Source organism: Janthinobacterium sp. P210005, assembly GCF_036231865.1.
In the GTDB taxonomy this organism is placed as follows: Bacteria; Pseudomonadota; Gammaproteobacteria; order Burkholderiales; family Burkholderiaceae_D; genus Janthinobacterium; species Janthinobacterium kumbetense.
Genome location: NZ_JAZARC010000005.1, coordinates 1 through 17,888, shown reverse-complemented (window position 1 = coordinate 17,888; position 17,888 = coordinate 1). Strand labels below are relative to the sequence as shown.

Below are 17,888 nucleotides of genomic sequence, written 5' to 3'. Positions count from 1 at the left end.
CCGCCGGCAGCGGCGTCCACGCCACCCATGAAACGGGAAGCCCATGAAAGGTTTTACGCCGGGCCTGTTCGACCGCCTGATGGATACGCCCGTGCACGGCGCCTCCAGCGGCACCGTCTCGCGCCTCTCGCTCGAGGACTTGAAAGACACCGTGGCGCGCGATCTCGAAGCGCTGCTCAACACGCGCGCCGTGCTGCCCGAGGCGCTGCTCAAACCCTTTCCCGAGTGCGGCAAGTCGATCATCACGTACGGCTTGAACGATTTCGCCGGGCTTAGCCTGTCGAGCACGGACGACCGCGCCTATATCTGCCAGTGCCTGGAAAAGGCCATCGCCCGCCACGAGCCGCGCTTGCGCCAGGTGCGCGCATCGCTGGAAATCGAGGAAGGCTCCATCAACCGCCTCAATTTCGCCATCAGCGCGCTGCTGGTGGTGCATGCGGCGCACGAACCGGTCAGCTTCGACGCCATCCTGCAGCCTTCCAGCCTGCATTACACGATCAGCAAGGGGCGCCGCGCCGCGTCCACGGGAGCTTGACCTTGGATGAATTGCTGCCCTATTACGAGCGCGAACTGGGTTTCCTGCGCCGCTATTCGCGCGAGTTTTCCGAGCGCTACCCGAAGATCGCCGGCCGCCTGCTGATGGGCGGCGAGGTGTGCGAAGACCCGCACATCGAGCGCATGATCCAGTCGTTCGCGCTGCTCAATTCGCGCATCTCGAAGCGCATCGACGACGATTATCCCGAATTTACCGAAGCGCTGTTCGAAGTGCTGTATCCGCATTACCTGCGGCCATTCCCCTCGTGCTCGATCGCGCGCATGGATTACGGCGCCGCGGCGGCGCAGCTGACGGCGCCTGCGGAAATCGCCCGCGGCACGGAGCTGACGACGCGCCCCGTGAAAGGCGTGGCCTGCACCTTCCGTACCGCCTATCCCGTGACGGTGGCGCCGCTGGCGCTCACGCATGCGGCTTTTTCCGCCATCATCGAGGCGCCGGAACAGGTGCTGCTGCCGGCGAATGCCACCTCGGGCGTGCGCATCACCATCGAGTCGAGCGCCGCGCAGCTGTCGCTGGCCCAGCTGGGACTGGCGTCGCTGCGCGTGTTCATCGATGGCCAGCCCTCGTTTTGCGCGGCGCTGCGCGACGCCCTGTTCATGCGCACCGTGAAGGCCTATGTTGAGGCGGACGGCAGCGGCAGCTGGGTCGCGCTCGACGGCATTCCCGTGCGCAGCGCCGGCTTTGCGGAGGACGATGCACTGATCCCGTTTTCCGCCCGCTCGCATCCGGCCTACCGGCTGCTGACCGAGTATTTCTGCTTTCCCGAAAAATTCAATTTCTTCGACATCGACCTGGGCGCGCTGTGCGCCGCGCTGCCGTCCGGCAGCCGTCGCATCACCTTGCACCTGGCGCTGAGCGGCTTGCGCACCGATTCGAACACGGCGCGCCTGCTGGGGACGATGAACACGCACAACCTGCTGCTGGGCTGCACGCCGGTGGTCAACCTGTTCCGCCAGCGCGGCGAGCCCATCCGCCTCACGCACACGGCCGCCAGCTACCCCGTGCTGGCCGATGCGCGCCGCGCGTATGCGTTCGAGGTGCAGGCCATCGACTCGGTCAAGCTGGTGCGGCAGACGCCGCAGGGCGAATCCGTGGTGGAATTCCGCCCATTCTATTCGCTGCGCCATGGCGAGACCCCGGCCAGGGATGGCCACTACTGGGTCATGCGGCGCGACGAGATCATCGCCAGCAAGAGTCCCGGCTACGAGATGCAGATCTCGATCGTCGACATCGATTTCGATCCTGCCGCGGTGGAAACGGACACGCTCAGCCTGGAGTTGAGCTGCACCAACCGCGACTTGCCGGCGCAGCTGACCTACGGCTTGCACGGCGGCGACCTGTTCCTCGAGGGCGGCTCCAGCGTGCGCAGCATCAGCCTGCTGCGCAAACCCAGCGAGTCGCACCGTTTCGAACGGGGAAGGGGCGCCCACTGGCGGTTGATTTCGCATCTGTCGCTGAATCACCTGTCGCTGGCCGGCAGCGGCCTGGAAGCGTTCCAGGAAATGCTGGCCCTGTACGACTTGCCGCGCTCGGCCACGTCGCAGCGGCAAATCCGCGGCATCACGGCCATCGCCCACCAGGCCGCCAATGCCTGGCTGCCAGGCAATCCCTTCGCTTGCCTGGTGCGCGGCGTCGAAGTGCGGCTGACGATAGATGAAGAGGCCTTCGTCGGCAGCGGCATCCACGCCTTTGCGCATGTGATCGAGTGCTTCCTGGGCTTGTATGTGCATGCGAACAGCTTCACGCAGCTGGTGGTGCTGGCAAAAAAATCAGGAGAGGAGCTGTGGCGATGCAAACCACGCAGCGGCGATTCGAGCCTAGTGTAATCGAGCGCCTGTTTGCCCAGCCTTGCCGCTTCCAGTACTTCCAGGCGGTACGCATGCTGGAGCTTTGGCTCAGGCGCAATGGCTTGCCGCACGACGATGCGGTGGCCAGTTTCCTGCGCTTCCAGAATTCCGTCTCGCTCGACTTCGCCCCCAGCCAGATCGAAGCGCTGGCGCCCGAGCCGCGCGAACTGGCCACGGACGCCAACGCCCTGGGCGCGGCGCTGCGCAGCGCCCAGCTGAAATACGTGCGCGTCACGCCGGCCTTCATGGGTTTTCTCGGCGTGGCCGGCGCGCTGCCGCTGCACTATACGGAACGCATCGCCACGCACCAGCTGTATGAAAAGGACGAGGGGCCGCGCGCCTTCCTCGACACGTTCTCGAACCGCGCCCTGGCCCTGTTCTATGAGGCCTGGCGCAAGTACCGGCTGGAGCTCAAATATCAGCTCGACGGCAAGGATCAGTTCCTGCCGCTGCTGCTGTCGCTGGCAGGGCTGGGCAACGCCTCGCTGCGCCAGCGCCTGGCGGGGGACGGCACGGGCGTGCTCGACGAATCGGTGGGCTACTTTGCCGCCGCCATGCGCCACCGGCCGCCGTCGGCCGTGATGATAGGCCAAGTGCTGTCCGAGTATTTCGGGCAGCGCATCGCCGTCAGCCAGTTTGTCGGCTGCTGGTACGACGTGCCGCGCGAGCAGCAAAGTACGCTGGGCGGCAGCAACGCCGTGCTGGGCGCCACCGCCATGGTCGGTGCGCGCGTCTGGCAGCGCGACTTGCGCCTGCGTCTGACCATCGGCCCCCTGGCCCGCCGCCACTTCGACGCTTTCCTGCCCGGCGGCGCGGCCGCTCTCGCGCTCGAGAAAATGCTCGCCATGTTCACCGGCCTGTGCCTGGAATACGAAGTGCAGCTGGTGCTGCGCGCCGCCGACGTGCAGGGCGTGGCGCTGGCAGTGCCGCGCAGCGGCGGGCGGCTGGGCTGGGACAGTTTCCTGATCACCGGCGGCGAGGCGCGCGACCGCGCCGATGTCCGCTATGAACTGCATGCGCCGGCTTGAGCGCGCCACGCCACCGATTTCGCCAACCATCACCCGACAAGGACCGCCGCCCCATGAGCATCAACCTGAAAACCCTGATCAGCAAGTTGAACGACACCTGCCGCACGGCCGCCACGCGCGCGGCCAGTCTGTGCGTCGGGCTGGGGCAGTATGAAGTCGACCTGGAGCATGTCTTTCTCGCCTTGCTGGAGCAGCCGCGCAGCGATTTCGTGCTGATTGCCCGCAGGAGCGGCGTCAGCGTGAGCATGCTGGAAGCGGATTTGCGTGCCGAAGTGGCGCGCCTGCAGACGGGTAACGCGCGCACGCCCGTGTTTTCCGTGCGCCTGCCGAAACTGTTCGAGCATGCCTGGCTGATCGCTTCGCTCGATTTGCGGGCCGGGCGGCAGGTGAGCATCCGCAGCGGTCACCTGCTGCAGGCGCTGCTGACCGAGCCGGAACTGGCGCAACTGGCCTACCGGGGCTCGGCGCTGTTCCACGAATTCAAGCTCGACGAGATCAAGCACGGACTCGACAAGCTGACCGAGGGTTCGCAGGAAGCCGGCGAGGCGGCTGCAGGGCAGGAAGAGGCGGGCGACGCCGGCGGCGATCCCGTGGGGGAATTGGCCGGCGCGGCGGCGTCGAAAACGCCGGCGCTGGACCAGTTCACCGTCAACCTGACGGCGCGCGCGCGCGCCGGCAAGGTCGATCCCGTGATCGGGCGCGACATGGAAATCCGCCAGGCGATCGATATCCTGATGCGGCGCCGCCAGAACAACCCCATCCTGACGGGCGAGGCCGGGGTCGGCAAGACGGCCGTGGTGGAGGGCCTGGCGCTGCGCATCGTGCAGGGCGACGTGCCCGACATCCTGCAGGGCGTGGAAATCCACACGCTGGACATGGGCCTGCTGCAGGCCGGCGCCAGCGTCAAGGGCGAATTCGAGAACCGCCTGAAAAACGTCATCGCCGAAGTGGGCAAGAGCGCGCACGCCATCATCCTCTTCATCGACGAGGCGCACACGATGATCGGCGCCGGCGGCAGCGCTGGCCAGAACGATGCGGCTAATCTGCTGAAACCGGCACTGGCGCGCGGCGAGCTGCGCACCATCGCCGCCACCACCTGGGGCGAATACAAAAAATATTTTGAAAAGGATGCCGCGCTGGCGCGCCGCTTCCAGGTCGTCAAGATCGAGGAACCGAGCGAAGAGCTGGCGTGCGCCATGTTGCGCGGCATGGCGCCGCTGATGGAACAGCATTTCAAGGTGCGCATCTTCGACGAGGCGATCACCGAAGCCGTGCGCCTGTCGCACCGCTACATCGCGGGCCGCCAGCTGCCGGACAAGGCCATCAGCGTGCTCGATACAGCCTGCGCCAGGGTGGCGCTGGGGCAGAGCGCCACGCCGGCCCTGCTCGACAGCGTGACGCGCCGGCGCGAGCGCATCGATGCGGAAGCCTCGGCCCTGGCACGCGAGGAGAGCGGCGGCGCGCGCCATGGCGCGCGGCTGCAGCAACTCGACGCCGAACGCGGCGCCGCCACGCAGGAACACGCGCAGCTGGCCGCGCGCTGGGATGGCGAAAAGGCGCTGTCGGAACAGATCCGGGCGATCCGCCGGCAGCTCGAGGAGGGCAAGCCGGCCGACGCGGGCCAGGGGCGCGAGCTGCTGGCGCTGCAGGCCGAGCTGGCGTCGCTGCAGGGCGAGACGCCGCTGGTGCCGGTGCAGGTCGACGGCCACGTGGTGGCGGAAATCGTCGCCGGCTGGACCGGCATCCCGCTGGGCAAGATGGTCAAGGATGAACTCAAGACGGTGCTGCGGCTGAAGGATTTGCTGCAGGAGCGCGTGCTGGGCCAGCCCCACGCGATCGAGGCGGTGGCGCAGCGCGTGCGCACGGCGCGCGCCAACCTGGACGACCCGGACAAGCCGAAGGGCGTGTTCCTGTTCGTCGGCCCGTCCGGCATCGGCAAGACGGAAACGGCGCTGGCGCTGGCCGACGTGCTGTACGGCGGCGAACGCAAGCTCATTTCCATCAACATGAGCGAATACCAGGAAGCTCACAGCGTCTCGGGTCTGAAGGGTTCGCCGCCCGGCTATGTCGGTTATGGCGAAGGCGGCGTGCTGACCGAGGCGGTGCGCCGCAATCCGTACAGCGTGCTGCTGCTCGACGAGGTGGAAAAGGCGCATCCCGATGTCATGGAGCTGTTCTTCCAGGTCTTCGACAAGGGCGTGATGGACGATGCCGAGGGACGCGAGATCGATTTCAAGAACACCATCATCATCCTGACCTCGAACGTGGCGTCGGCCGCCATGATGCAGGCGTGCCTGAACCTGCCGCAAGAGCAGTTGCCGACGCCGGAGCAGCTGGAGCTGGCCATCCGTCCGCAGCTGCTGAAGGTTTTCAAGCCCGCGTTCCTTGGGCGCCTGAAGGTGATTCCCTATTATCCGCTCGGCGACGATGTGCTGGCCCGTATCATCGGCCTGAAGCTGGGCCGCATCGCGGCCCGCATCGCCGCCAATCACCAGGCCGAGTTCCTCTACGACGAGGCGCTGGTCGAGGCGGTGCTGGCGCGCTGCACCGAAGTCGATTCGGGCGCGCGCAATGTCGACAATATCCTCAATGGCAGCCTGCTGCCGGAAATCGCCGAAGCCGTGCTGGCGCGCATGGCGGAAGGGCAGGGCATCAGCCGCATCAAGGCCAGCGCCGGCAAGCAGGGGCAGTTCCGGTACACGATCAAATAGGCGTCAAGCCGGCTCAGTGTCCGCTGCCGGGCGCGATGCCCAGCAGCTCCTCGATGTGGGCCAGCGAGGCGCCGTCCTTGACCACGCCGCGCAGCCATTCGTGCAGGTTCTGCTCGCCGGCGTTGGCGGCCTTGTCGGCGAAGTAGGAGACGGGGCTGTGCGGTTCCGTCTGGCGGAAGTACTGCGCCACCTGGCGCAGCTGCGCCAGCGCCTGGGCGCGGCTTTGCAGCTCGCCGGGCGCCGCCGGCAGCAGCGCCGGCACGCCGGCCACCGCCGCCTGGCCGCCAGCCGGCATCGGCGCGGCGGCGACGCTGGAGGCAGGAAGGGCCGTGGCGGCGGCAGGCAGGGCGAGCTGTATCGCCTGCAGGGCCTCGCGCGCCATGGAAAAGCCCGGGCTATCCCTGCCCAGGCGGGTGTCGGCCGCCTGTTCCAGCTCGGCCAGCGCGTCCAGGCAGAACTGGGCGTCGGCGGCAAAGGCGGCGCGGAACTGCGCCGACGTGCCGCGCCGCGCCGCCTCCATGTCCACCAGCTTGGTGCCGTTGACGCCGTCCTGGTTGCTGGCGGCCCGCTTGCGCGCCGTCTCGAAGTCGACCGTCGACCAGCCGCCCGATTGCTTGTCCGTCAGCGCCATCGCGCGCACGAGGGACGGCGTGCGCGCGAGGATCCAGCTCAGGTTGCCGATGCGCTGCTCGTGGTCGTCGCCATCGGGCTGCGGGTACAGGCCCAGGTCCCAGTACTGGCGCAGCAGGCCGGCCAGCAGGCGATAGCCTTCGCCCAGGCCGCGCAAATGGTCTTGCCTGGCGCAAGCTTCGGCCAGCCAGGCGGCGAGCCGCAAGTCCTTGCTCTTTTCGCCCAGCAGGGTGGCGCAGCGTTGCAGTACGAAGGCCCAGTCGGCTTCCTTCAGGTCGGTGACCCACTCGCCCTGGTCGAGCGTGGGGTCGTCGAACTTGCGCGCCTGGCCGATGGCGTCGAAGTCGGTGGAGAAGGACAGGTCGACGCCGCATGGCTGTTCGGCGCTGATGGGAAGCAGGAGCTGGTCGGCTGAAATCATGTGTGTTCTCGGCAGTGGGGCGGATGGCTTACGGGAGGCGTGGCGGTCTTACTGGACCATGCGAAATTCGATGCGGCGGTTGCGCGCGCGGCCATCGGCGCTGTCATTGCTGGCGATGGGACGGTCCGGGCCCTGTCCGGAAGCGCTGAGCAGGTCGCCGTCGATGCCCTTGCCGGCCAGGTAGGTCTTGACCGCCTCGGCGCGCGCCTGGCTCAGGTTCTGGTTGCTGGCGCGCAGGCCCAGGTTGTCGGTGTGGCCGATGATGTCCACCTTGCGGCCCGCCAGCTTGAGCAGCGCCGCGCTCATTTCGTCGAGGATGGCGCGGCCAGACGGCGTCAGCGTGGTCTTGCCGCTCTCGAATTCGATGGTGCGGTTGGCCAGCGTGCCGTCGAGGATGTTCTGGTCGGAGGCGGACACGCGCAAGCCGTTGTTGACGGTGTACGTGGGATTGAGGCTGGTGGCGAAGTCGCTGGCGATCTTTTGCCGCTGCGCCTCGTTGGCCACCTCGCCGCGCACGCTGACCACGCTGCCTTCGATCTTCAGCTGGCCGCGGCGGATCTGCTTGAGGTCCGCCGTCAGCAGCTTTTGCACATAGGCGTTCCAGTTGGCCGGCTGCGCGACCTGGCCGACGGCGATCTGGTCGACCACCTTGTCGGCGCCATACAGTTCGCGCAGGCGCACCAGCACCGCCGCCTTGGCCGCTTCGTCCGGCACCGTGCCGCTGGCCAGGACCTGGCCCGGTTGCGGCGTGGCGGCGGCGGGCGCCGAGACAGCGGCCGCCGGTACGGCGGCGCTTTGCGCGCTGGCGCCGGCCGGGGCGAATACCAGGCTGAGAAGGATGGCAAGGCGGAGGTGGCGCATGATCAGGTCCCGATGAAGGCGGCACGAAACGTGTCATGCGCCGATTTGAGTGACAGGTTGGGCTGCGCGAGGTAGCTCGAGGCTTTCTTGATGGCGTAGTCGCTGTTGGCGTGTTCCTCGACCCAGGCCAGGTCGTCGAAACCGATGTGGTGTTCCAGCGCCGCCTGCGGTTCCATGATGGCGTGCAGGGTCTGCGCCGAGGCGCCGCAAAAGCCCAGCACCAGCGCATGGCGGCCGCGGATGCGGGTGATGAACAGCGCCAGTTCGAAATCGGCGCGCGCCAGGAACGGGGCGATCAGGTGCATCCAGAAGGCCGCCACCAGATTGCGGTACAGCGGGTCGGCCGGCAGCGGCAGTTCCAGGCTTTTTTCCAGCCGGCTGGAACTGCTGGCCATGACGGGCTGCAGCAGCATGCCCAGGGCCAGCAGCACCTGGCGCACGGAACCGCCAAAACCCGTGGGCGCCAGCAGGGCGTCGAGCGCGCCCACCGTCTGCAAGCCGAGGAAATCGTCGAATGCCGCATCGTAGGCGCTGCCGCGCAAGTCCAGTTCGATGCTGGCTCCCGCGGCGGCGGCCGGCAGCGCTGCGCCGGCCGCCGCGCCGCACATTTCGGCGCTCAGGGCATCGAGGCGGTTCCACAGGCGCGACAGCACAAGCGGACTGGTCGGCACGAAGCCGGCTGGCTGCGCCACTTCCATGGCGCCCATCATCAGGAAGGGAAAGCGGCGCGACGAGGCATCGCTGCTTGCGGCGATGTGCCCGGCGATGGCGCGGCCGCGGCGCGGGCCGATGAAGGCGAAATGCAGCGGCGGCAGCGCGTCGTAGGTCAGCTTCCAGCGCGCATCGGCCGTCATCAGTTCCATGGCGTTGGCGAGCCACTCATCGAGCATCTTCAGCAGGGCCGGGTTGTCGCCGTGCTTGATGAAGTCGCCGCGGCTGGGGATCTTGCCGAAATAGCCGATCTGGGTAACGGTAGGGCGGCTCATGGCGTGTTCCCGGCGATGGCGGTGGCCGTTTCCGGCGCCCCGATGACGACCGATTCCGGCAGTTTCAGGCCGCGGAAACCCTGGTTGCCGGCGGAGGTGGCGGCCGGCGCGGTCGCGGCCACGATCTTCAGGTTGGCCATCACGGTGACGCCGCCGTTCTCCCAGCTCAGTTCGAATACGCCGCCCTCCTTGCGCGTGCGCCTGGCCGAGTCGATCATCTTCTTCAGGCCGAAATGCCCCGGTTCGTTCAGCAGTACCACCGTGCGCCCTTCCGGTGTGATGGCGCTGATGCGCGAGCCGGGCACGCCCTGCGGATTGGGCCAGACCATGTGCACCCAGGGTTGCGGCTGGCCGCGCCAGCGCAGCGCCTGGCCATCGATCTCGATCGTATATTCGGTGGCGCCGGGCGCGCTCAGCGCCTGCAGGTCGAAGCGCGTCTGCGCTTCGGCGGCGCCGGCCGCCGTGGCCACGCCGTTGGCGCTGAGCGGGGCGACCCAGCCGGGCAGGCTGGCCACCACCGGCGGCGCCAGGGTGATGCCCATCGCGGCCCAGGTCCTGGCGCTGATGGCGTCGCCGCGCCGCACGACCAGCGGGCCGATGGTGGTGTTGAAGAACTTGGCGATGGCGCCTTCCGGGCCGAATACCTGGCCGATGTCGGCATTGCTCGCCTCGATGCGCGAGTCGGGCGCGAACGGATATTTCGGCGCCAGGGTTTTCTGGAACGGTTCGAGCACCTGCGCCAGCCATACCTTGTTGATCTCCGTCTCGGTGGGCTTGACGATGACGGCGAAGGTCTGCATCAGCGGGCGCACCAGCAGCGGGCGGATGGCCTGCTTTTGCGGGTCGCTCATGCCGGTCAGCATCTGCTCGTCCACGTATTTCAGCGCGTCGGCCAGCTCCGAGCCGCTGCCATCGAGCGTCTGCTGCATCAGCTGCTTGGCGCCGGGGCCCGTGTCGCCCTGGTTCTTGATCTGGTTGAAGCGCACGCGCAGCTTCGACAGGGCCGCCAGGTAGCCGCGCATGGGCGAGGCTTCCTTGTCGCGCGCCACCACCAGGCGCGCCACGCCGGAAAATTCGCGGCCGACGGGCCCCATCGGCATGGCGCTGCCGGCCTGGCCCGCCGCCGCGGCGGCAGGCTTCTGGCGCAGCACCGTTTCGCGGAACCAGTCCATCGCCCCGCGCTGGGCGCGCTGCAAGCCCTGGCCCAGCAAGGAGGGGTTGTCCCACGAGGTTTCCTGGTACACCGTCTCGATCAGTTTGTTGAGGGGCGAGGCTTGCGGATCGCCGAGGCGGTTCATCGCCTGCGCCGCATTGTCGAAACCGTTCAATTCGCGGATGCTGACGCCCTGGATGAATTTCTGCCACTCCCGCGCGTAATCGGTCTTGTACAGTTCCACCAGCGCCTTCTGGATCTGTTCCGGGCTGCCTTCCAGGGTCAGGTCGTCCTTCGACGCCGTTTTCAATACCCAGTCGGCGCTTTGCAATTCGCGGTTGGCCGCTTCCTGGAACGCCTGCTGGATGTATTTTTCCCACGCGTCGCGCGTGAAGGTGCCGGGGATGGCGTAGCTGCCCAGCACCAGTTCCTTGTCCTGCTCGCCAACGATGCGCGCCACCGTCATCGACGGGAAGCGCGTGGCGGCGCGCGCCTTCACGTCCGCATACACGCGGTCGCGCGCCGGCATGCCGCGCACCACGCGGCGCAGGCTGTCGCGCGACTGGTCGGCCAGGGCCAGCTTGTTCTCGATCTGCGGCCAGGACGGGTCGTCGATCTGCGTCAGATAGAACGAGATCAGGCGTTCGGCGCTGCGGATCATCTGTTCGCGCGGCATGTTGCCCCGGTTGGCGTCGAGCCAGCCGCGCCAGTAGCGGGTCAGCTGGTCGTTCAGGTGGCCGGCCTCGGCGCGCGACTTGTCGCCCAGCATCAAGTAGGTTTTCAGGGCATTGTAGGCATCCTCCACATTCGTCGGCGCGGCATCCTTGAAGGGCTGGCCTGTCGTACCGACCGCCGTAACGGCTGCCGTGCCGACTGTGGCAGCGGCCGCCGTGCCGGCCGGCGCCGGCGTCAGCGGCTGCAGCCGGTCGGCGCCCGCGTTCACTTCCGCGAGGAAGGACTCCAGCGATTGCGCCACCGGCGCGAGCATGACTTCCTTGAGGCCGGAAAAATACTCCTCGCGCAGTTTGCGCTCCAGCAAATCCCCCTGGTACAGGCCCAGGCTGAGCGCCAGCGGCCGCTTGCTGCGGTACGCTTCCAGCTGCTCGATGCGGTCCTGCATGATTTCCAGGGCCTGGAAGCGCGACTGCAGGTCCAGGCGCTGGTCCTGCACCTTGATGGCTTGCTCCAGGTCGGCCTGCACGTTGGCCGCCAGCTGCCGGTTGGCCAGGTAGGACCAGCTCCAGCCGCCCAGCGCCAGGCCGGCCAGCGCGATGGCGGTGAAAAACGTGGCATAGCGCAAGCGTGTCTTGCGCGGGCTGGCGTATTGCGCCACCAGTTCCCTGTCGGCGAAGATCACCTTGCGAAACAGGTTCAGCAGGAAATAGCCGTGCTGATCCTGGGCCTGGACCGTCTTGTGTTCCTGCTGCTGCGGCTTGAGGTCGAAGCGCTGGGCCACCCGTTCCGACGAGGCGGAGACGGAGGCGCCTTCTTGCAGCGCGCTGGTGAAATAGAAACCGCGGAAGACGGGCTTGAACTGGAAGGGATTTTCTTCGAACAGGGTGGCGATGAAAGCGCGCAGCGGTCCCTTCACGGAACTGAATTCCAGCGGGAAGGTGAACACGCCGGGCGGCATGCGCTCGCGTCCCAGCAGCGACATATTGGCCAGGCTGAGGTCCTTCAAGCCATCGTACAGCTCATCGAAGCGCTGGTCGAACTGTTCCAGCACATCCTGTTTCGAGCTGTTGACGCTGTAGGGCAGGGTGGCGCCCCAGACCTTGTCGCGTTCGGCGCGTTCGGCATCCTGGAAAAATTCGCTGAAGCCGGTGATCAGGTCGGCCTTGGTGAAGACCACGTACACGGGCGCATGGACTTCCAGCTTTTCCGTCAGTTCCTGCACGCGCTGGCGCAGGTTCTTGGCCAGTTCGATGGCGAATTCGGGCTTGCTGCCGGTCAGCTCGGCAATGCTGACGGCGATGATGATGCCGTTGATCGGCGCGCGCTTGCGGTGCTTTTTCAGCAGGCCGAGAAAGCCGAACCATTCGGCGCGGTCTTCATCGTTGATGGCGTAGCGCCCGGCCGTGTCGAGCAGGATGCCGTCGGTGGTGAAAAACCAGTCGCAGTTGCGGGTACCGCCCATGCCTTGCACGATCTTGCTGTCGACAAAAGGAAACTGCAGGCCGGAATTGGCGATCGCCGTGCTCTTGCCGGCGGCGGGGTTGCCGATGATCATGTACCACGGCAATTCATACAGCGCGGCATCGCCCGACAGCTGGCCCAGCCGCGATGTCTTGATGGTATTGATCGCTTCCAGCATGCGCTTGCGGATGGCTTCGGTTTCCTCGCGCTGCACCGGACCGGCCTTGGGCGCGGCGCCCGCCGCCTGCTGCTCCAGCATGCTGTTGAAGCTGGCACCCTCGCGCCGGCGCCGGCGGCGGCGCAGCCACCACACGATGGCGCCCAGCAGCGCCGCCGCGGCCAGCAAGGGCAGCAGCCGCATGGCCGGCCAGTCGAAAATGACGGCGCAGGCGAACAGCAGCAGGATGGCGGCCGCTATGCCGAGGATGAGCAGGCTGGTGCGTGAAGTCAGGGAGTGCCAGAATCGTTGCATCATAGTTTTATAGTGTGCAAACCGTTAAGGTGCGTGAATGGGACGTCGCTGTATCAGGTGGTGCCGTGACTGTTTTTCGCGCGCGGACCAATGACGAGGGCGCCGCGCTGCAGTGGATCGAGGTTGCTGAGACATAAAACGTGCGCGCCATCGTCGGCCGCCGCCTGCCGCGCCATGGCCAGTGCGGCCAGCGTCGTGACGGCGCCGCACTGGCCGCATGCGGTGCCGACGCCCAGCACCTGCTCGCCCAGGTCCAGCTGGGGCAAGATGGCACCGGCGCACTGCATCAGTTCGAGCATGCGGTTGGCGCGCTGGTCGGTATCGGCGCTGACCAGCGCGATGCCGGCCGCCGCATCCTCGCCGGCTGCCGCCAGCGCCTGCCTGCCCAGGTCCGCCAGCATGCTCTTGTCGGCCGGGCCGCGCTGGCTGGCGCCTTGCGGCAGTTCGCCCGTGGCGGCGCGGTGCAGCAGGACAGGTGCGGGTTCGTCCGGTGGCGCCGTCGCGCCAGGAATGGCCAGCAGCAGGCCGGCCGCGCCTTCGCCGGGAATCTGTCCGTTCGCCTGGCTGGCGCTGAACAGCTGGCCCTGGCTCGCCAGGACATGCACGCGCAGCTCGCCCAGGTGCGAATCGCAGGCCAGCACGATGGACAGGCCGGGCGGCTGCGGTGGCGCGGCATGGCCGGCAAGCTGGTTCAACAGGGCAAACGGCGCCGGTGGCCGGTTGGCGGCTTCGGCGGGCGGCGGCAATGTCTGCGCTGGCCAGCCCTGCTCGCGCGCCAAGTGGCGCAGCCAGGCGTCGCCGGCCTGGCGCTGGGCGGCGCTCCACGAGGCGGGCATCAGCAGATGCAGCCGCAGCATGGGCGGCGCGCTGGCTGGCGAGGCCCGTGCGCCTGCGGACAGCGCATGCTGCAGGGCTTCGTCCACCAGTTCGGCCAGCACTTCGGCGCCCAGGGCCAGCGCGCGCACGTCTTCCGGATTGAAGGGAAACGGTTCGCTGGCCAGGCCGGCCTGCGGATGCTCGCGCAGCCAGGCGGCCAGCACTTGCTGCTGCTCTTCTTCGTCGATGCCGTCCACCCTGCCGCACAGCAGGGGATAGCCGTCTTCATCGAGCAGCTGGCTGTCGAGTGCAGGGCGCGCCTGGCGGGAGCGCATGGCGGCCAGCAATTCTGACGGCGTGGCGCCGCCCGGCATGCGCAGGGTGGCCGCCACGATATGCAGCGGCAGCGGTGCCGCGGGAGGTGTCGCCGCCTCGGCCTCGAGTGGCGCGGCCAGACCCGGCGCCGCCAGGGCTGGCCCGGCCAGCAGCCTGGCCAGCAGTTTCTTACCCAGCCACAGCATCAATAGCAGGGCCAGCGGTAGCGCCAGCATGGCGCCGGCCAGTTCGCCCGGCGTCGGCATGCGCGTGCTGTCGTGCCAATAGGCGATGGCGCCCGTCCAGCTCAGCGCAAAGACGGACACGGTCAGCAGGGCGCGTCGCAACCAGGGGCGCATCAGCGGGCTCCTCCGCGTATGGGCAGGGCCGTCATGCCTGGTCGATGGTGGCTTGCTGGCTGGCGATCAGCAGCGCCCCGCAGCTGGTCTTGTCGCCGTGGCGGGCCACGGGCTTGCCATCGACGATGAAGCTGGAGTCGCCGCTGACGATGGGGCAGACGCCATGGCCGGGCAGGGGACAGGCGACCTTGTCGCCGACCCGCGCCATGCCGATGCCGCCGCTGTCGCTCACCGCCGATGCTTCCAGCACGGTGCCGCCATGCGATGTCTTGTCGCCCAATCTGATTACCGGACCCGCCATACGCGCTCCCCTCAGTGTTTTTTCATTACGCCGGGCAGGCGCAGTTCGGTATGCCCGAAATCCATCATTTTCCAGCGTCCGCCCCAGGTCATGCCGACCGATTCGGCCACTTCGCCATACAACTGGTAGCCGCGCATGGCCCACGGGTCCTTCTCGGAAATGACCAGCTTGCCATTGCGCAGGAAGGCGCAGTCGGCCGCCAGGCCGTACTGGTGCCAGCTTTGAAAGGCGGCCGCGTTGCTGACGTTGGGACCCATGCCAGCCAACATGTCTTGCCGCTCGGGACTGCGATAGCCTTCCAGCAGCGCCATCTCGTAGCCATGCTTTTCCTTCATGATCTTGAAGACCAGCAGCAAGCGCTGGGCGTATTCCACATTCAGCAAGGTCCAGTTGCGGCTGGCCGATACCAGCAGCGGGCGCTCCTGGCGCACTTCTTCCGTGGCAAACACGAGCGGCGGCAGGTCGACGGGCGGCACCAGCTGTTCGCCCTGCAGCAGGCTGGCGACCTGCGTATTCATTTCCCGCGTCGATACATCGTAGGCGCCCAGCATGGATTTGCTGTCGGCCATCAGGGCCAGCAGGGTCGGCAGGCTGAGCGCGGCCACACCCGCGAGACACAGCAGGTAATGACGGCGCAGCAAGTCGGCAGTGCGGGTCCACAGCGCGCTGCTGCGCTGCCCCAGGCTGGCCATGCCCGTCTGCCGGCGCCTGGCCACGCGCTGCAGGCAGGCGGCGAGGCGCTGCTCCGCGCCATCGACGGCGTGCAGCACGAAATCGCGCCCGGCCGGGAACAGGATCAGCCAGCTGATCAGGCATGCCAGGATGAAATACAGCGCTACCGCGAGTAGGAACACGCTAACCTCAATCAAGAAATGTTTGGCTGCGGGGAACGGTGCTGTCCATCGGGGAAAACAGAGAATCGACGGATATTGCCTGGAAGTATATCTTACAAAACTGATAATTAAGGGCGGCTTTTTTCAATTGTGCGGAGGGTGCGCACTGTTGATTTTATGGCACGCGTCATGATTTTGTTGAATAGCGTAAAGTCTTGCAAATATTACAGGAGCGCACATTTTGCGAACTCATGACGATAGCCCCCGGCTCCCGGCCCGGCCCAGCCTGTTGACGCAGGCGAAGCAGGCGGAGGCCGACCGTAACCGCATCCTGAGCACGCTCGAGGGTGGCAACGCCGGCGCGTCCGCGAAGGTCAGGCGCGGCACCCTGGCCCTGCGCGGAGGCGTGGGCGCGCTGCTGCTGTTATTGGCAGCGGGCGTCTGGCTGGGGCAGCGCGGCGAACGGGTTGGCGACGACGATGCGCCGGCGGCGCCGGCTTCCCCGCCCGTCGCCACCGCCGCGCCCGCCGCCGTGGAAGCGCCTCCGGTCGTCGCCAGCATCCGTGACGAGGCGCCGCCCGGCGCCGCCGCACCGCAGCAGAGCCTGAGCGAGATGCTCGATGCCGGCGCTGCCGCCACAGCCGCCACTGCCGCTGCCCGGAACGCGGGTGCCACGCACCCCGGCGATGTCCTGAGCAAGGCGCTGGAAACGCCGTCGCCCCCAGCCGCCGCCTCGAAACCCGTCACGAAACAGGTGGCCAAGGCGCCCCGTCCGGCAGCCAAAAAACCGCCGGCGAAAGGGCCTGCTGCCACGCCCGCCCGTCGCGCGGAAGACAGCGATATCGCGCTGCTGTCGGCCCTGCTGGCCCACGCGCAGGCCGCGCCGGTGCCGAAGAAAACCGTTCCCAATCTGCGGACCCAGTTGCAGCAATGCGCGGCGCTCAAGCGCGACGCCGCTGTGGCTTGCCGCGCGCGCGCCTGCCAGGGCCATGCCGAGAATGCGCAATGCAAGGCGGAGAAAGTTGCCGCAAAAGGAGAGAAATGAGCGCTGCCAGCGCCGCTCAGGTCAACGCTTCCCTCGCGGGTTTCAGCAGCGTGACGCGATTGTATGAGCTGTCGCTGGACGGCGGCGACGGCGGGACGGCGCAGTGGCTGGTGGAAGCGTTTGTCGCCGACGAGCAGTTGCAGGCCGTGGGCGTGCGCGACGTCATCGTGCTGTCCACGCAGGCGAATGTGGCGCTGGCGCCCCTGCTGGGCAAGCGGGCCGCGCTGCACGTCAGCCTGGCCGACGGCAGCCGTGCTGTCTTCAGCGGCTATGTCAGCGCAGCGGCGATGCTGGGCAGCGACGGCGGACTGGCCCGTTTCCGGCTGCGCCTGACGCCGTGGCTATGGCTGTTGAGCCAGGTACGCAACAGCCGCGTCTGGCAAGACAAGAGCGTCATCGAAATCGTCGACAGCGTGTTTCAGGCTTATGCGCCGCAAGCCGACTGGCGCTGGAGCGGCGACACGGGGCCGTTCATGGCCGAGGCGCAGCCGCGCAGCTATTGCTGCCAGTACCGCGAGTCGGACCTGGCCTTCGTCACGCGTCTGCTGGGCGAAGAAGGCCTGGCCTGGCGCTTCGAAGAGCACGAGGGCGGCCATTGCCTGGTACTGTTCGCCGACAGCAGCGCCTTGAGCGCGGTGCAGGAAGACGCCAGCAGCGCGCAAGGCGGCATCCGTTTTCATGGCGCGCGGGCCATGGAGCAGGCCGACGCCATCCAGGCGCTCAGCCGGGCACACGCCTTGCGCACGGCGGTGGCGACCGTGCTCAGCTACGATTACAAGGCCAAGAAGGCCGTCAGCGCCAGCGTGCCGACGCGGCTGGCGCCGGGCGGGAAAAACGCGCCCGCGCTGGAAAGCTATGACACGCCAGGCCAGTATTTCTATGCCAATGCGGCCCAGGCCGAACGCTATGCCTTGCTGCGGATGCAGGCGCTCGAAGCGCGCGGCGAACGCTGGCAGGCGCGTTCGACCGTGCGCACCTTGCGTGCCGGTACGCGCTTTACCCTGACGCAGGGACCGTTGCAGCAGGACGGCGCCGACGCGCCGGCGCTGGTCGTGTTGCGCGTGTACAGCGTGGGCGTGAATAACTTGCCGGCGCCTGCCAGGCAGGGCCTGGCTGAGCTGTTCGGCCCCATACCCGAATTGCTGCAGGAAGGCCTGGCTGGCCAGGCGCTGGCGCCGCGCGATATCGCGCATGTCCAGCAAGTGATCGCCCAGGCGGTCGAGAGTGGCTATGCCAACCATATTGAGGCGATCGCGGCTGATACGCCATGGCGCCCGGCACCAGAGGGCGGCGATGCGCGCCACCATCCGGCACCGACGGCCCGCGGCAGCCAGAGCGCCATCGTCGTCGGCGCCGACGGCAGCGCCAGCGGCGGCAGCGAGATCCATTGCGACAAGCTGGGCCGGGTGCGCATCCGT

The 17,888-nt window shown here is 67.6% G+C and carries 13 protein-coding genes; 6 read left to right on the top strand and 7 right to left on the bottom strand.

Going from position 1 to position 17,888, the window contains the following annotated elements:
* The first annotated feature begins 43 nt into the window (after nt 1-43).
* From tssE to tssH, 4 genes are read left to right on the top strand one after another with little or no spacing between them, the layout of a single operon-like run.
* Entirely contained in the window at nt 44-535 is a 492-nt protein-coding gene (tssE, locus tag VPH40_RS19330) for a type VI secretion system baseplate subunit TssE (RefSeq protein ID WP_035817453.1), read from the top strand.
* A 2-nt stretch (nt 536-537) separates the two neighbouring features.
* On the top strand, nt 538-2,382 hold the full coding sequence (tssF, locus tag VPH40_RS19325; RefSeq protein ID WP_328574258.1) for a type VI secretion system baseplate subunit TssF: 1,845 nt from the start codon (nt 538-540) through the stop codon (nt 2,380-2,382).
* Nucleotides 2,346-3,431: a type VI secretion system baseplate subunit TssG gene (gene tssG / locus VPH40_RS19320; protein WP_328574257.1), complete on the top strand. Its 1,086-nt coding sequence runs from the start codon at nt 2,346-2,348 to the stop codon at nt 3,429-3,431. The genes tssF and tssG overlap by 37 nt, the downstream gene beginning before the upstream one ends.
* Nucleotides 3,432-3,484: 53 nt before the next feature.
* The gene (gene tssH, locus VPH40_RS19315) at nt 3,485-6,142 is read left to right on the top strand and encodes a type VI secretion system ATPase TssH (protein ID WP_099664660.1); all 2,658 of its coding nucleotides are present in this window, start codon (nt 3,485-3,487) and stop codon (nt 6,140-6,142) included.
* Nucleotides 6,143-6,155: 13 nt separating this feature from the next.
* Here tssH and tssA read toward each other — a convergent pair whose 3' ends face one another.
* The 7 genes from tssA to VPH40_RS19280 are packed head-to-tail and all read right to left on the bottom strand — an operon-like array spanning nt 6,156 to nt 15,446.
* Nucleotides 6,156-7,193: a type VI secretion system protein TssA gene (gene tssA / locus VPH40_RS19310; RefSeq protein ID WP_328574256.1), complete on the bottom strand. Its 1,038-nt coding sequence runs from the start codon at nt 7,191-7,193 to the stop codon at nt 6,156-6,158.
* A 48-nt stretch (nt 7,194-7,241) separates the two neighbouring features.
* Nucleotides 7,242-8,054, bottom strand: a complete 813-nt coding sequence (locus VPH40_RS19305; protein WP_328574255.1) for an OmpA family protein — start codon at nt 8,052-8,054, stop codon at nt 7,242-7,244.
* Between the two features lie 2 nt (nt 8,055-8,056).
* Nucleotides 8,057-9,040, bottom strand: coding sequence for a type VI secretion system-associated protein TagF (gene tagF / locus VPH40_RS19300; protein WP_289899073.1), 984 nt, complete (start codon nt 9,038-9,040; stop codon nt 8,057-8,059).
* Nucleotides 9,037-12,801, bottom strand: a complete 3,765-nt coding sequence (gene tssM / locus VPH40_RS19295) for a type VI secretion system membrane subunit TssM (RefSeq protein ID WP_328574254.1) — start codon at nt 12,799-12,801, stop codon at nt 9,037-9,039. Before tssM ends, tagF begins: the two co-directional genes overlap by 4 nt.
* A 53-nt stretch (nt 12,802-12,854) precedes the next feature.
* Nucleotides 12,855-14,291 (bottom strand): hypothetical protein, encoded by a 1,437-nt coding sequence (locus VPH40_RS19290; protein WP_328574253.1) that lies wholly within the window; start codon nt 14,289-14,291, stop codon nt 12,855-12,857.
* 31 nt (nt 14,292-14,322) lie between these two features.
* Nucleotides 14,323-14,592 (bottom strand): PAAR domain-containing protein, encoded by a 270-nt coding sequence (locus VPH40_RS19285; RefSeq protein WP_077402302.1) that lies wholly within the window; start codon nt 14,590-14,592, stop codon nt 14,323-14,325.
* 11 nt (nt 14,593-14,603) lie between these two features.
* On the bottom strand, nt 14,604-15,446 hold the full coding sequence (locus VPH40_RS19280) for a M15 family metallopeptidase (protein WP_328574252.1): 843 nt from the start codon (nt 15,444-15,446) through the stop codon (nt 14,604-14,606).
* 220 nt (nt 15,447-15,666) lie between these two features.
* Between VPH40_RS19280 and VPH40_RS19275 the strand changes: the two genes are divergently transcribed.
* Complete coding sequence (locus VPH40_RS19275) at nt 15,667-16,470, top strand: hypothetical protein (RefSeq protein ID WP_328574251.1); 804 nt, start codon at nt 15,667-15,669, stop codon at nt 16,468-16,470.
* On the top strand, nt 16,467-17,888 hold a 1,422-nt coding region (locus tag VPH40_RS19270), incomplete at its 3' end, for a type VI secretion system Vgr family protein (protein ID WP_328574250.1). The genes VPH40_RS19275 and VPH40_RS19270, both read left to right, overlap by 4 nt.

Bases quoted from the DNA above. Each gene is read 5' to 3' on its own strand.
- tssG (WP_328574257.1), top strand. From the start codon at position 2,346: ATGCAAACCACGCAGCGGCGATTCGAGCCTAGTGTAATCGAGCGCCTG.
- VPH40_RS19285 (WP_077402302.1), bottom strand. From the start codon at position 14,592: ATGGCGGGTCCGGTAATCAGATTGGGCGACAAGACATCGCATGGCGGC.
- tssE (WP_035817453.1), top strand. From the start codon at position 44: ATGAAAGGTTTTACGCCGGGCCTGTTCGACCGCCTGATGGATACGCCC.
- tssA (WP_328574256.1), bottom strand. From the start codon at position 7,193: ATGATTTCAGCCGACCAGCTCCTGCTTCCCATCAGCGCCGAACAGCCA.
- tagF (WP_289899073.1), bottom strand. From the start codon at position 9,040: ATGAGCCGCCCTACCGTTACCCAGATCGGCTATTTCGGCAAGATCCCC.
- VPH40_RS19305 (WP_328574255.1), bottom strand. From the start codon at position 8,054: ATGCGCCACCTCCGCCTTGCCATCCTTCTCAGCCTGGTATTCGCCCCG.
- tssM (WP_328574254.1), bottom strand. From the start codon at position 12,801: ATGCAACGATTCTGGCACTCCCTGACTTCACGCACCAGCCTGCTCATC.
- VPH40_RS19290 (WP_328574253.1), bottom strand. From the start codon at position 14,291: ATGCGCCCCTGGTTGCGACGCGCCCTGCTGACCGTGTCCGTCTTTGCG.
- tssH (WP_099664660.1), top strand. From the start codon at position 3,485: ATGAGCATCAACCTGAAAACCCTGATCAGCAAGTTGAACGACACCTGC.